Raw genomic sequence first — 12629 nt, 5'->3', positions numbered from 1 at the left:
TTTGGGCTCATTTTTAGTTGTTGTCTGATATTGCTTTCATTGTGGAAATGTCGTCATGAATCCCATTAAAAAATACGAACAAGATATAAAAGAACATGGATTTCAAAGAGATCCAGCACAAGAGCAAGCCGTAAAATCTTTAGATGAACTCTTTCATCAATTTCAAGATTACATGAATACGCCCATTCCTCAACTGACTCGCTTCCAGAAATTACTAGGCAAAAAGCCAGAACTGCCACAACCACCGAAAGGTCTCTATTTTTGGGGTGGCGTAGGGCGAGGAAAAACGTACCTAATGGATACGTTCTATGATGCCTTACCGACCACTAAAAAAATGCGTGTTCACTTTCACCGCTTTATGTATCGAGTTCATGATGAGCTAAAGGCGCTAGGTAATGTGAGTGATCCATTGCCTTTAGTCGCAGACAAGTTGAAGGAAGAAGCGGACATTATCTGTTTCGACGAATTCTTTGTTTCAGACATCACCGATGCGATGATCCTAGGAACCTTGTTCCAAGAGTTATTCGCTCGAAACGCTATCTTGGTTGCGACCTCTAATATTCCACCTGCGGATCTGTATCGCAACGGGTTACAGCGAGCGCGTTTCTTACCTGCCATCAAGCTCATTCAAGACAACTGTCATATCCTTAATGTCGATAGTGGTATTGACTATCGTCTACGTACCTTAGAACAGGCTGAGATTTACCATTACCCGCTAGATAGCCAAGCGAATATTAATCTCGAAAAGTATTACGCTCAGCTCGTTGGTGAAGATAAAGAGAAGCTTAAGCAGATAGAGGTTAACCACCGTCAATTAGATGTAGTCGAAGCGAGTGATGGCGTACTGCATGGTACCTTTGCTCAGCTTTGTCAGTCGGCTCGTAGCCAGAACGACTATATTGAGTTGTCTCGGGTTTATCACACAGTTCTATTGGCGGATGTATTGCAAATGGGCGCGACTTCAGATGACGCTGCGAGGCGCTTCATTGCATTAGTTGATGAGTTCTACGAGCGCAATGTGAAGCTGATTATTTCAGCGGAAGTGGAGCTAGAAAAGCTATACACCCATGGTCAGCTAGAGTTTGAATTTAAACGTTGTCAGTCGCGTTTAATTGAAATGCAGAGCCATGAATATTTGGCAAAAGAACACTTAAGTTAGCTTTGATTATCTCGAATAAGAAATAGAATTAAAAAAATCGTGATTTTGTTCAAAAAGAGGTGATTTTTTCTTCGCTCTTCTCTATAATCCTGCGACCTACCGTTACTGCGGGCCTCTAGCGATGAGTAAAATCACGTTATGCCAAGAGTTTTCCAACACTCGAAGGGGTGATGAATGGTAACTCTTAGACAGTGGGAATACGCGAGTATTCCTTAAGTGTAAATTTTTTAAATAGGTAATTATTAGCATGAAAACTTTCGTTGCTAAACCAGAAACTGTAAAACGCGACTGGTATGTTGTAGACGCTGAAGGCAAAACTCTTGGCCGTCTAGCAAGTGAAATCGCTTCTCGCCTACGCGGCAAGCACAAAGCAGAATACACTCCTCACGTAGACACTGGTGATTACATCATCGTTGTTAACGCTGAGAAAGTTGCTGTAACTGGTAACAAAGCTAAGGGTAAGGTTTACTACCGTCACTCAGAGTTCCCAGGTGGTCTTAAAACTATCACTTTTGAAAAGCTAATTGCTAAGAAACCAGAAATGGTTCTAGAACTAGCAGTTAAAGGTATGCTTCCACGTGGTCCTCTAGGCCGCGCGATGTACCGTAAGCTTAAAGTGTACGCTGGTACTGAGCACAACCATGTTGCTCAACAGCCACAAGTACTAGACATCTAAGGGGATTATGAAAATGGCAGAGAATCAATACTACGGCACTGGTCGTCGCAAAAGCTCAGCAGCTCGTGTTTTCATCAAACCAGGCTCTGGTGAGATCGTAATCAACAAGCGTAGCCTTGATGTTTACTTCGGTCGTCCAACTTCTCGTATGGTTGTTAAGCAACCTCTTGAGCTAGTTGAACTAACTGAGAAACTTGACCTTTACATCACTGTTTCTGGTGGTGGTATTTCTGGTCAAGCTGGCGCAATCCGCCACGGTATCACTCGCGCTCTTATGGAGTACGATGAAACTCTACGTCCTGCTCTACGTGCAGCTGGCTACGTTACTCGTGACGCTCGTTGCGTTGAACGTAAGAAAGTTGGTCTACGTAAAGCACGTCGTAAACCTCAATTCTCTAAGCGTTAATTTTTCTTTACGAAAAAGTACACGCCCCCAGTTTTACGACTGGAATTGTGGTTCAAAGCTCGGCTATATGCCGGGCTTTTTGTTTTTATACCCCCTCTAAACGCTTTCCCTTCCTCGTTTTATTTCCAAATTCTTATATTTTGAAAGCTTTTGTAACCCAATGTGCGCTTTGCCTCATGATTGTTACAAAAAGGTAGCTTTATCTTGTCAAAAAGTAGGGTTTTATTTATCATTTGCCGTCAATAAATAGAACTAAATACATATTTTGTTAGCCATGCTCTTTAATCGGAATTATTTCAATCCACAAGGAGCAAATGGGAGAATGTTTGGATGAGCAACGCGCCTTTAAATAACGGTCGCAGGCGTTTCTTAACCGCAACAACAGCCGTTGTTGGTGGTTTAGGAGCAGCTGCTGTAGCCGTGCCTTTTATTAAATCATGGAATCCGAGTGCCAAGGCGAAAGCTGCGGGCGCGCCGGTGGAAGTGGAAGTCAGTAAGTTAGAACCGGGACAAATGGTTCGTGTCGAGTGGCAAGGTAAACCTGTATGGGTTGTACGCCGTGCTGAGTCGGTACTAGAAAACCTAAAATCGATCGGTGGTCAACTTCGTGACCCTCAATCTGAAGCTGAACAACAACCAGAATACGCACAGAACGAGTTCCGTTCAATTAAGCCGGAATTCTTCGTTGCTGTTGGTTTCTGTACGCACTTAGGTTGTTCTCCAACTTACCTGCCGGATTCTTTTGCAGAACAAGTTCAGGGTGTTAAGTCTGGTTTCTTCTGTCCTTGTCATGGTTCAAAGTTTGATATGGCAGGTCGAGTATTCCAAGGCGTACCAGCTCCATTGAATCTTGTTGTACCAAAGCATATGTATTTGAGTGACACTAAGATCATGATCGGTGTGGACGAGGGAGACGCGTAATGCAAGGATTGCTTGATTGGGTAGAGAAACGTCTACCCGCGATGAATGCGTATAAAAAGCATTTATCTGAATACCCAATGCCTAAGAACTTTAACTTTTGGTACCTTTTCGGTTCTTTGGCAATGTTGGTATTGGTTAACCAAATCCTTACGGGTATTTGGCTAACAATGAACTACGTACCGTCAGGTGAGGGTGCATTTGCTTCTGTTGAATACATCATGCGTGATGTGGAATACGGTTGGCTACTACGTTACATGCACTCAACAGGTGCTTCGGCATTCTTCGTTGTTATCTACCTGCACATGTTCCGTGGCCTAATCTATGGTTCTTACCAAAAGCCTCGTGAGCTACTTTGGATCTTCGGTATGTTGATCTTCTTAGTGCTTATGGCTGAGGCTTTCATGGGTTACCTACTACCATGGGGTCAAATGTCTTACTGGGGTGCTCAGGTAATCATTTCTCTGTTTGGTGCGATCCCTGTTATCGGTGATGACCTAACGCTTTGGATCCGTGGTGACTACATCATCTCTGGTGCAACGCTGAACCGTTTCTTCGCACTGCACGTTATCGCTCTACCAATTGTACTTCTGCTGCTTATCGTACTTCACGTACTAGCACTGCACGAAGTGGGTTCGAACAACCCAGACGGTATTGAGACGAAACTTCCTAAAGGCACAATGGGCGACGACTACAAAACGCAGTTCCCATTCCACAAGGATTACACTAAGAAATACGACATCATTGACTCTATTCCTTTCCACCCATACGGGACCGTGAAAGATATGGTTGGTGTGGCCGGTTTCCTATTCTTCTTCTGTTATGTGCTGTTCTTTAACCCAGAGATGGGTGGATTCTTCCTTGAGCCGCCAAACTTTGAAGCTGCTAACCCACTGAAAACACCAGAGCACATCGCTCCGGTATGGTACTTCACGCCGTTTTACGCAATTCTGCGTGCTGTTCCTGATAAGTTGCTAGGTGTTGTAGCAATGGGCGCATCTATTGTTGTGCTATTCCTACTACCATGGTTCGACCGTTGTAAAGTGCGTTCTTACCGTTACCGTAGCAAACTGCATTTGATTAACATCATCCAATTCACAATAAGCTTTATTGCTCTTGGTGTACTTGGTGCGCTTCCAGCAACGCCAACATACACGCTACTGGCTCAAATCTTTAGCTTAGGTTACTTCATGTTCTTCGTTCTACTGTGGTTCTACAGTAAAAATGAAGCGACGAAACCATTACCAGAAAGGGTGACATTCAAATGAAAAAGTGGATTGTAATTTTATTTGCTATGTTGCCGTCACTGGTGATGGCAGCGGGTGCAAACGTACCATTAGACAAAGCGAACAATGATTTAACAGACAAAGCTTCATTGCAAAATGGCGCTAAGATGTTCATGAACTACTGTTTCGCTTGTCACTCAACGCAGTACCAGCGCTATGAACGTGTTGCGAATGATTTAGAGATCCCCGTTGATCTTATGAAGGAAAATCTGATTTTCGACCCTGAAGCGAAAATCGGTGACTTGATGGTTAATGCTATGCCTTCTGATCAAGCGGCAAGTTGGTTTGGTGCTCCGCCACCAGACCTAACATTGGTTGCTCGTGTTCGTGGCGCAGACTGGCTGTACACTTACCTTCGTACTTTCTATGAAGATCCGTCTCGTCCATTTGGCGTGAACAACATTGTTTTCCCAAGCGTTGGTATGCCGCACGTTCTTGAAGAACTGCAAGGTATCCCAACACCAATCTACGATACTCATATGGTAGATGGCGAGGAAGTGACGGTTGTTGTTGGCACTGAGACTGACGGCTCTGGCGAATTAAGTGCTGGTGAATACGACGAAGCAGTTCGTGACCTTGTTAACTTTTTGGTTTACTCGGGCGACCCAGTTCAACTTGAGCGTCACGCTATGGGTTGGTGGGTAATGGCCTTCTTAGTAATCTTCACTATCATCGTGATTTTGCTGAAGAAAGAGTATTGGCGTGATGTGCACTAATTGTGCTATAATACCGTGCTAATTCCCAAATTATGTTAATGTTCAATGGAGGCTTTAGGCCTCCATTGTTTTTATTTAAAGTGTACTGGAGGGCTCCATGGCTGTAGCTGCCAATAAACGTTCTGTAATGACTCTTTTCTCAAGTGCTTCTGATATGTATAGCCATCAGGTGCGCATCGTTCTTGCTGAAAAAGGCGTAAGTGTTGAAGTTGAGTTGGTTGATGAAAAAAATCTACCAGCAGAGCTTGTTGAACTGAACCCGTACAAATCAGTACCTACTCTTGTTGATCGTGAGCTTGCTCTATATGACTCGAAGATCATCATGGAATACCTAGATGAGCGTTTCCCTCACCCACCGTTGATGCCTGTATACCCGGTTGCTCGTGGTAATAGCCGTCTAATGATGTACCGCATTGAGCGTAACTGGTATTCAGTTGCAGAGAAGATCGTTAAAGGCAACGCTGAAGAATCTGAAGCAGCTCGCGTTAAACTGCGCAACGACCTACTGACTCTTGCTCCTATCTTCGCTGAGTATGAATACTTCATGAGCGAAGAGTTTAGCCTAATTGATTGTTACCTAGCTCCGCTATTATGGCGTTTACCTGAGCTTGGTATCGAACTAATTGGTCCTGGTTCTAAAGAGCTTAAGATTTACATGAACCGCGTATTCGAACGTGATTCATTCCTAGCTTCTCTAACTGAAGCTGAGCGTGAGATGCGACTCGTTCGCTAAGCGTTTATGGATATTTCTAATATGACTCCACGCCGACCATACATGCTTCGTGCATTTTATGAATGGCTGGTTGATAACGAACTAACTCCGCACCTTGTTGTTGAAGCAACATTACCGGGTGTGCGAGTTCCAGAAGAGTTTGTTCAAGATGGTCAGATCATTCTGAACATCGCGCCTCGTGCGGTTGGACAACTTGAACTGGGTAACGAAGCTGTGACGTTTAGTGCTCGCTTTAGTGGTCGTCCACACTCTGTGATCGTTCCGCTTTACGCAGTACAAGCGATTTATGCTCGTGAAAATGGTGCTGGTACCATGTTTGAACCTGAAGAGGCTTACATGGAAGCGTTTGAAGAAGGGATTGAAGAAAGTCCTTTTGAAGAACCAGAAAAAGGCCCATCTTTGAGCGTAGCAACGGCAGACGTAGATGCTGAAGAGCCAGACTCAGATCCTGAGCCACCTCGTCCAGCGAAAGGTCGCCCAAGCCTTCGTGTTATCAAATAACGTTAGTTAAATAACGAACCAAATAAAAAAGCAGCGACTCGTCGCTGCTTTTTCTTTTCTGCTATATAGCATTCAATTGACTGGCTTAAGGCTAGTTAACAGCCGTCTCTTCTTCACCATATTCAAACGCTCGAATGACCTGTTTTACGCCAGAGATGTTACGAGCAACTTCTGTTGCGATATCGGCATGCTCTCGAGTCACGAGTCCAAGCAGGAATACTTCTGAATCCTCAGTAATCACTTTTACTTTGATGCCGTTAAGCTCAGCATTCGCAAGCAGAGCTGATTTCACTTTAGTGGTAATCCAGCTGTCTTTACTAATAGCACTTACAGACAAAGGTTCTTTCACTCGAACCTGATTGTGGATGCTCTCAACGCCAGCCACTTCTTTGGCTTGGTTTTCAAAAGCGCGACGTTCTGAATCTGTGGTTGCTTGTCCCATCAATACCACCGAACCTCGGTACGAGCTTGCGGTGACACGTACGTTGCCACGGAATGGTTGTTTATTGGTAATCGCTGCGACTTCAAATTCGATGTTGTTGTCGTTCCAAATCTCTTTGGTTGTTCGCGTATCCGTGACTAGGTTTGCAGTGGTTGCAGCACCAGCAATGAAAATGCCAGCACAACCAGACAGAGACAGTGTAAGTAGCGAAACACTAATCAGCTTAAACAGCCTCATAGAGGTTAATGATTTCATTGTGATGCTCCGTATATCACTCTTCGTGAGCAGGGAAGAGTACTTGATCGATTAGGTCACATAGGCAGTGCAGTGTCACCATGTGTACTTCATGAATGCGCGCTGTACGGTGTGACGGGATACGAATCTCTACATCGTGTTCACCAAGCAAACCTGCCATCTCACCACCATCTTTACCGGTAAAGGCGATGATGGTCATGTCGCGAGTTACCGCCGCTTCCATTGCCTTGATGATGTTTTTGCTATTACCGCTAGTCGAGATAGCCAACAGAATATCGCCAGTTTGACCGAATGCACGCACCTGCTTAGAGAAGATCTCTTCATAGTGGTAGTCGTTAGCCACAGCCGTTAGCGTGGTGTTGTCTGCTGTGAGTGCCATTGCTGGAAGGCTAGGGCGCTCTGTTTCAAACCGGTTGAGTAGGCACGATACAAATTGCTGAGCATTCGACGCCGAACCACCATTACCACAACAAAGAATTTTGTTTCCGTTAAGCAAGGTCGCAACCATTGCTTGAGCGGCATGCGTGATTGCGTCAGGCAGAGCTTCTGCAGCCGCAATTTGGATTTGAATACTTTCTGTGAAACTTTCTTTAATGCTGTCTAGCATGTTTATCCTTGGGTAATCGCGTTTTGAATCCAGTCGATAGTGTCATTCGGCCCTTCAATGGCAACAATATCAAACCTGAAATCTGTAGAGTGCACCGACAAGCCTTGCTGCATAAGCCAAACATTGGCTGTTTTGAGCAGTTTCTGTGACTTCTTGGCAGTCACCATTTCAGCGGCATGTCCGTAGCGGGTTTGCTTGCGGTATTTTACCTCAGCAAACACAACCGTATTGTTATGGCGCATTATAAGATCAATCTCGCCACATTTTGCTATGAAGTTTTCTTCTATTAACGATAAACCGTGGTTAATCAGATAAGATTTTGCCACGGCCTCGTATTTATCACCCACTTGTTTGTGGGTGATGGTTGGTTTGGATAGGAACTTTCGGCTAAAAAGCCCCATGCTCTGCCCAGCTGATTTCACGTTGAACCACACAGTTGTTATCGATGGTTAGCACACCCGTTTCACCTGGAATGCTGTAACCCTGTACGGCTTTCATCTGTGGCAGTGCATCCATTAGGTAGTATGCATCCATTCCCAGTGCTTGCAGACGCTTTTGGCCGTTTGAGTGTGCAGGCCATAGGTCGTTTAGCTCTTTATTAAGCTCGTTTTTGTTCTCAACCAATAGTGGTATGTCGCTGTAGAACACGCCGGTTAGGTCTTCATACTGCTTATCACCGCTGTTGCTGCGTGAGTTTGAGAAAAGAGCGGGCTGGCTAGCATCAGGGTTAATTGCAACTTCAATGAAGGGTTTGATTAGCGTTAGCTCTGAGTTCTTAGCCACAATGTAGACAGAATCGATATCACGACGGCTGCGTGGCTCTGTTTCTAGGTCTAGGTTCAGTAACCCATCCATTTGAGCGATACGTTGTTGGCTCTCTTGCAAGCCAAATACCTGATTCACATTACGTTGCAGTTGGCGTTTGTCAGAGAACAAGCTGATAGCCACATCGTTGCTGCTGTATTTTTTCCACTCTTCTTTAAACGCTTGCTCAACACGCTCACCTAAACGTCCTCTTGGCGCAAGGATAAGCGGGTACTTGTAGCCTTGAGCAAAAAGGTGCTTCGCTGCTTGAGCGACCTCTTGTTCAGGCGATAGAGCGAGATAGCAAATATTGGTATCAGGTTCTAGTTGCGTTGGAATGTTCAGAGCTAAAGCTGGAATCGAATTCTCGTGGTTTTTCTGCGCTTGCTGAAGCTTAGTGATGTTGCTCTTAATTAGCGGACCCACAATGAAATCAACGTTGTTCTCTTCCAGTGTCGCTTTAATCTCAGCTGCACTTTGTACGTTGGTATCCATTACTGTCAGCGTTGCATCTTCTTCGCGTTCTTTGTCGTTCATCATCGCAAAGATGAAGCCATCACGTACGAGTTGTGCTTGCTTACCGTACTTACCCGTTAGCGGCAGCAACAGTGCTGTGCTGGTTGGCTTGCTGATTTCTAACGCTAATATATCGGTGATCGCTTGAGGTGTGTAAGTAGCAGCTGGGTGCTGAGGATTCTCGGCTAACCAATCAGATAAGGTTTCCTGTAGGTTTGGAAGATTCGAGTTCAGCGTCTTCATGTAGATAGCCAGTTGTAACCAACCAGAAAGCACATCTTCTGTCGGCGATGTTTTCAGTTCTAGAATCTCGTATTGAGAGTAGCTATTCAGATTCTGCCAAATACGGTCGGCAGTTTGCTGTTGAAGCTCTTCGTCAGCGTCTAAGTACTCTGAATAGAGCACTAACTCACGGCTTGCCTCGAAATACTCACTCTTCATCTCTGAAATGTTCGCGCGTAGCTCGTGATAATCTTTCCACTGTTCGTTAGGCAGTTTCCACCAAGGCTGGAAGTTCAGTTGGCTATAAGCTTGTTCAGGCTGCGAGTTATTCACCAGCAGTTGAGCGCGCGCTAATTGCCATTCCGCTTGTTGCGTTTCGCTCAGCTCTTGTTTTGCTAAGCGTTTAATCAGCAGAGTTGCTTGATCGGTTTTTCCAGCTTGCACAGAAGCCTTAAGCGCCATGATTAACCAGTCGTTTTGTAGACTTCCTTTGCTACTATCCGCTTGCATCATGTAACTTTCAGTTGATTGCGCTGGATCTAGTGTAATATCAACGCTCGTTGGTGCTTGAGGACCTGAAGAACAAGCCGCCAATGTAATTGCTAATGCAATTGGAGTTAGTAAGCGTGGTACACTGAGTCTCTTATGGTTCATCGTTGCCATGAGTTCTTTAAATTCCGTATAAATTTGTATCTATATTAATCGTTGAAGTGATGGTAAACAAATGACAGATAACAAAACCTTGCTCACAGAGAGCCCAACTCTCTACATTGTGCCAACCCCAATCGGAAATTTGGGAGATATCACTCAAAGAGCAATTGAAATTTTATCAAGTGTCGATGTTATTGCAGCCGAAGACACACGCCACACGGGTAAGCTGCTTGCTCACTTCAATATATCCACCAGAACGTTCGCTTTACATGATCATAATGAACAAACTAAAGCGCAAGTTCTAGTCGAAAGGTTATTAGAAGGTCAGTCTATCGCATTAGTCTCTGATGCGGGTACTCCTTTAATCAGTGATCCAGGTTACCATCTTGTCTCACAATGTCGTCAAGCGGGTGTGAGAGTTGTGCCACTTCCTGGTGCTTGTGCTGTGATTACCGCACTCAGTGCGTCAGGTTTACCGTCAGATCGTTTCAGCTTTGAAGGCTTCTTACCACCAAAGAGTAAGGGTCGCAAAGACAAGTTCTTAGAGATCGCAAAGGCAGAGCGCACGTGCATCTTCTATGAATCACCACACCGTATTTCAGATTCTCTACAAGATATGCTTGAGATTCTTGGCCCTGACCGTGAGGTTGTATTGGCGCGTGAGCTAACCAAAACCTTCGAAACCATCCAAGGGCTGCCACTTGGTGAACTTATTGAGTGGATTGAAGAAGACGCGAACCGTAAACGCGGTGAGATGGTGTTACTGATTCACGGCCACCGTGAAGAAGCGAGCACAGAACTGCCAGACGAAGCGACTCGCACACTAGGCATTCTAACCAAAGAGCTGCCTCTTAAAAAAGCGGCGGCGATGACGGCAGAAATCTACAATCTGAAAAAGAACGCGTTATACAAATGGGGCCTAGAGCATCTAGACCACTAGAAACCTCTTTATAGAGTAGCTAACCTGTATTGAAAAGCTTGTGAGGAGTGATGGTATTGCCGTTATTCCTCTTTTTTTGTCTGAATTGTGTAAAATTCACGCAGTTGCTTAGAGGTTTGCACCATATTTGTGATCTCGCTAGACACTGCACCCTAATCTCTATACAATCCGCCCTCGGAGTTGAACGGGTAATCGCTGCTTTGCTGATGTCCTTCGGGAGACTGACGTTGAGGTCCTTCGGGAAACTGACGTTGAAGTCCTTCGGGAGACTGGCAGAGGGGAGGAACGTCCGGGCTCCATAGAGCAGGGTGCCAGATAACGTCTGGGGGGCGCGAGCCCACGACAAGTGCAGCAGAGAGAAGACCGCCGATGGCCTCATTTCTTCGGAAGGGGCACAGGTAAGGCTGAAAGGGTGCGGTAAGAGCGCACCGTGCGACTGGCAACAGTTCGTAGCAAGGTAAACTCCACCCGGAGCAAGATCAAATAGGCCCTCACATTGCGTTGCTCGCGTATGGGGGCGGGTAGATTGCTTGAGCCTGTGAGCGATTGCAGGCCTAGACGAATGGTTACCGCCGCGCAAGCGGAACAGAACCCGGCGTATGTGTCAACTCCACCTATATAAAGAACCCATCATTACTTAACGGTAGTGATGGGTTTTTTGCTTTATATTGACGTAAATTATTTAGATTTCCTTAGAATCCTTCACCCTGATATGAGCTTGGGTCAAAAATTCCCAAAGCCTATACACAATATGGTGGAGATACGGCGTGAAATCAGTACACTAAAACGTTAATAGAACAAATTATTGCCGAACTAATGGCTCAATCCACTCACTGAGAAGACTATGACAGAAGCATTCAAACATATTTCAGTATTGCTTAACGAATCTATTGACGGACTTGCGATCAAACCTGACGGTACCTACATCGATGGTACTTTTGGCCGTGGTGGTCACAGCCGTACAATCCTGTCTAAACTGGGCGAGAATGGACGACTCTTTAGTATTGACCGCGATCCACAAGCGATTGCAGAAGCGCAAAAGATTGATGACCCTCGTTTTACGATTATTCACGGCCCGTTCTCAGGTATGGCTGAATATGCAGAGCGTTATGACTTAGTCGGTCAAGTGGATGGTGTGTTACTGGATCTAGGTGTTTCTTCACCACAGCTAGATGACGCTGAGCGTGGCTTTAGCTTCATGAAAGACGGTCCGCTTGATATGCGTATGGACCCAACAACCGGTATTCCTGTCTCTCAGTGGTTAGTTGAAGCCGATCTTGATGACATCACATGGGTTATTCGTGAGTTCGGTGAAGACAAACACGCTCGTCGTATCGCGAAAGGCATCATTGCTTATCAAGAGAATGAAGAGAACGAACCACTAACGCGTACCGGTCAGTTGGCTAAGCTTATCTCGGATGTCGCTCCAAAAAGCTTCAAAGAGAAAAAGCACCCAGCAACACGTGCTTTCCAAGCCTTCCGTATCTACATCAACAGCGAACTTGAAGAGATCGATACCGCACTGAAAGGTGCAGCAAGCATTCTTGCTCCTCAAGGTCGTATCTCTGTTATCAGCTTCCACTCTCTTGAAGACCGCATGGTGAAGCGCTTTATCCGTAAAGAGAGCCAAGGGCCACAGGTTCCTCATGGTTTACCGCTAACAGAAGATCAAATTAAAGCTTTAGGTAGTGCCGATCTAAAACCAATTGGTAAAGCGATCAAGCCTTCTAAAGATGAAGTGGATGAGAATACTCGTTCGCGCAGTTCAGTACTACGAATCGCAGAAAAGCTATAGTC

General features: G+C 45.3%; 14 protein-coding genes and 1 other RNA gene. 11 read left to right on the top strand and 4 right to left on the bottom strand.

The features are described 5' to 3' along the window. Positions 1-55: 55 nt before the first annotated feature. The 8 genes from zapE (at position 56) to sspB (ending at position 6395) form a co-directional block, all read left to right on the top strand. Entirely contained in the window at positions 56-1159 is a 1104-nt protein-coding gene (zapE, locus tag AB6F11_RS12050; RefSeq protein ID WP_017061433.1) for a cell division protein ZapE, read from the top strand. 247 nt (positions 1160-1406) lie between these two features. Next, positions 1407-1835: a 50S ribosomal protein L13 gene (gene rplM, locus AB6F11_RS12045; RefSeq protein ID WP_010434689.1), complete on the top strand. Its 429-nt coding sequence runs from the start codon at positions 1407-1409 to the stop codon at positions 1833-1835. A gap of 13 nt (positions 1836-1848) precedes the next feature. Continuing rightward, a complete protein-coding gene (rpsI, locus tag AB6F11_RS12040) occupies positions 1849-2241 on the top strand; it encodes a 30S ribosomal protein S9 (RefSeq protein WP_004740758.1) in 393 nt (130 codons plus the stop codon). Between the two features lie 330 nt (positions 2242-2571). Continuing rightward, positions 2572-3162, top strand: a complete 591-nt coding sequence (petA, locus tag AB6F11_RS12035; RefSeq protein WP_017061434.1) for a ubiquinol-cytochrome c reductase iron-sulfur subunit — start codon at positions 2572-2574, stop codon at positions 3160-3162. Continuing rightward, positions 3162-4427, top strand: a complete 1266-nt coding sequence (locus AB6F11_RS12030; RefSeq protein WP_017061435.1) for a cytochrome bc complex cytochrome b subunit — start codon at positions 3162-3164, stop codon at positions 4425-4427. The genes petA and AB6F11_RS12030 overlap by 1 nt, the downstream gene beginning before the upstream one ends. Further along, positions 4424-5161 carry a cytochrome c1 gene (locus AB6F11_RS12025; protein WP_017061436.1) on the top strand — a complete coding sequence of 246 codons (738 nt, stop codon included), beginning with the start codon at positions 4424-4426 and terminating at the stop codon, positions 5159-5161. Before AB6F11_RS12030 ends, AB6F11_RS12025 begins: the two co-directional genes overlap by 4 nt. Before the next feature lie 97 nt (positions 5162-5258). Next, positions 5259-5894 carry a stringent starvation protein SspA gene (gene sspA, locus AB6F11_RS12020; RefSeq protein ID WP_009848943.1) on the top strand — a complete coding sequence of 212 codons (636 nt, stop codon included), beginning with the start codon at positions 5259-5261 and terminating at the stop codon, positions 5892-5894. A gap of 6 nt (positions 5895-5900) precedes the next feature. Continuing rightward, positions 5901-6395, top strand: a complete 495-nt coding sequence (sspB, locus tag AB6F11_RS12015) for a ClpXP protease specificity-enhancing factor (protein ID WP_017072808.1) — start codon at positions 5901-5903, stop codon at positions 6393-6395. Positions 6396-6486: 91 nt separating this feature from the next. On the opposite strand, the gene AB6F11_RS12010 is transcribed toward sspB, so the two are convergent. From AB6F11_RS12010 to AB6F11_RS11995, 4 genes are read right to left on the bottom strand one after another with little or no spacing between them, the layout of a single operon-like run. Next, positions 6487-7092, bottom strand: a complete 606-nt coding sequence (locus AB6F11_RS12010; RefSeq protein WP_017059276.1) for a BON domain-containing protein — start codon at positions 7090-7092, stop codon at positions 6487-6489. 16 nt (positions 7093-7108) lie between these two features. Continuing rightward, positions 7109-7699 carry a phosphoheptose isomerase gene (locus tag AB6F11_RS12005; RefSeq protein WP_004729817.1) on the bottom strand — a complete coding sequence of 197 codons (591 nt, stop codon included), beginning with the start codon at positions 7697-7699 and terminating at the stop codon, positions 7109-7111. Between the two features lie 2 nt (positions 7700-7701). Then, entirely contained in the window at positions 7702-8100 is a 399-nt protein-coding gene (locus AB6F11_RS12000) for a YraN family protein (RefSeq protein ID WP_017059277.1), read from the bottom strand. Continuing rightward, on the bottom strand, positions 8087-9904 hold the full coding sequence (locus AB6F11_RS11995; RefSeq protein WP_102393654.1) for a penicillin-binding protein activator: 1818 nt from the start codon (positions 9902-9904) through the stop codon (positions 8087-8089). The genes AB6F11_RS12000 and AB6F11_RS11995 overlap by 14 nt, the downstream gene beginning before the upstream one ends. A gap of 61 nt (positions 9905-9965) precedes the next feature. On the opposite strand from AB6F11_RS11995, the gene rsmI reads away from it, so the two are divergent. The 3 genes from rsmI (at position 9966) to rsmH (ending at position 12627) form a co-directional block, all read left to right on the top strand. Continuing rightward, positions 9966-10832 carry a 16S rRNA (cytidine(1402)-2'-O)-methyltransferase gene (gene rsmI, locus AB6F11_RS11990; RefSeq protein WP_017066241.1) on the top strand — a complete coding sequence of 289 codons (867 nt, stop codon included), beginning with the start codon at positions 9966-9968 and terminating at the stop codon, positions 10830-10832. 176 nt (positions 10833-11008) lie between these two features. Next, positions 11009-11448: RNase P RNA component class A (gene rnpB, locus AB6F11_RS11985), an RNA gene on the top strand. 228 nt (positions 11449-11676) lie between these two features. Then, positions 11677-12627 carry a 16S rRNA (cytosine(1402)-N(4))-methyltransferase RsmH gene (gene rsmH, locus AB6F11_RS11980; RefSeq protein WP_017084764.1) on the top strand — a complete coding sequence of 317 codons (951 nt, stop codon included), beginning with the start codon at positions 11677-11679 and terminating at the stop codon, positions 12625-12627. Positions 12628-12629: the final 2 nt, after the last annotated feature.

Origin of the sequence: Vibrio sp. 10N.247.311.14, from assembly GCF_041467715.1 — a bacterium.
Lineage (GTDB): Bacteria > Pseudomonadota > Gammaproteobacteria > Enterobacterales > Vibrionaceae > Vibrio > Vibrio crassostreae_C.
This window is presented reverse-complemented; position numbering and strand designations above follow the sequence as displayed.

Excerpts from the sequence above, each read along its gene's own strand:
- zapE (WP_017061433.1), top strand. The coding sequence starts at position 56 with ATGAATCCCATTAAAAAATACGAACAAGATATAAAAGAACATGGATTT.
- rplM (WP_010434689.1), top strand. The coding sequence starts at position 1,407 with ATGAAAACTTTCGTTGCTAAACCAGAAACTGTAAAACGCGACTGGTAT.
- rpsI (WP_004740758.1), top strand. The coding sequence starts at position 1,849 with ATGGCAGAGAATCAATACTACGGCACTGGTCGTCGCAAAAGCTCAGCA.
- petA (WP_017061434.1), top strand. The coding sequence starts at position 2,572 with ATGAGCAACGCGCCTTTAAATAACGGTCGCAGGCGTTTCTTAACCGCA.
- AB6F11_RS12030 (WP_017061435.1), top strand. The coding sequence starts at position 3,162 with ATGCAAGGATTGCTTGATTGGGTAGAGAAACGTCTACCCGCGATGAAT.
- AB6F11_RS12025 (WP_017061436.1), top strand. The coding sequence starts at position 4,424 with ATGAAAAAGTGGATTGTAATTTTATTTGCTATGTTGCCGTCACTGGTG.
- sspA (WP_009848943.1), top strand. The coding sequence starts at position 5,259 with ATGGCTGTAGCTGCCAATAAACGTTCTGTAATGACTCTTTTCTCAAGT.
- sspB (WP_017072808.1), top strand. The coding sequence starts at position 5,901 with ATGGATATTTCTAATATGACTCCACGCCGACCATACATGCTTCGTGCA.
- AB6F11_RS12010 (WP_017059276.1), bottom strand. The coding sequence starts at position 7,092 with ATGAAATCATTAACCTCTATGAGGCTGTTTAAGCTGATTAGTGTTTCG.
- AB6F11_RS12005 (WP_004729817.1), bottom strand. The coding sequence starts at position 7,699 with ATGCTAGACAGCATTAAAGAAAGTTTCACAGAAAGTATTCAAATCCAA.
- AB6F11_RS12000 (WP_017059277.1), bottom strand. The coding sequence starts at position 8,100 with ATGGGGCTTTTTAGCCGAAAGTTCCTATCCAAACCAACCATCACCCAC.
- AB6F11_RS11995 (WP_102393654.1), bottom strand. The coding sequence starts at position 9,904 with ATGGCAACGATGAACCATAAGAGACTCAGTGTACCACGCTTACTAACT.
- rsmI (WP_017066241.1), top strand. The coding sequence starts at position 9,966 with ATGACAGATAACAAAACCTTGCTCACAGAGAGCCCAACTCTCTACATT.
- rsmH (WP_017084764.1), top strand. The coding sequence starts at position 11,677 with ATGACAGAAGCATTCAAACATATTTCAGTATTGCTTAACGAATCTATT.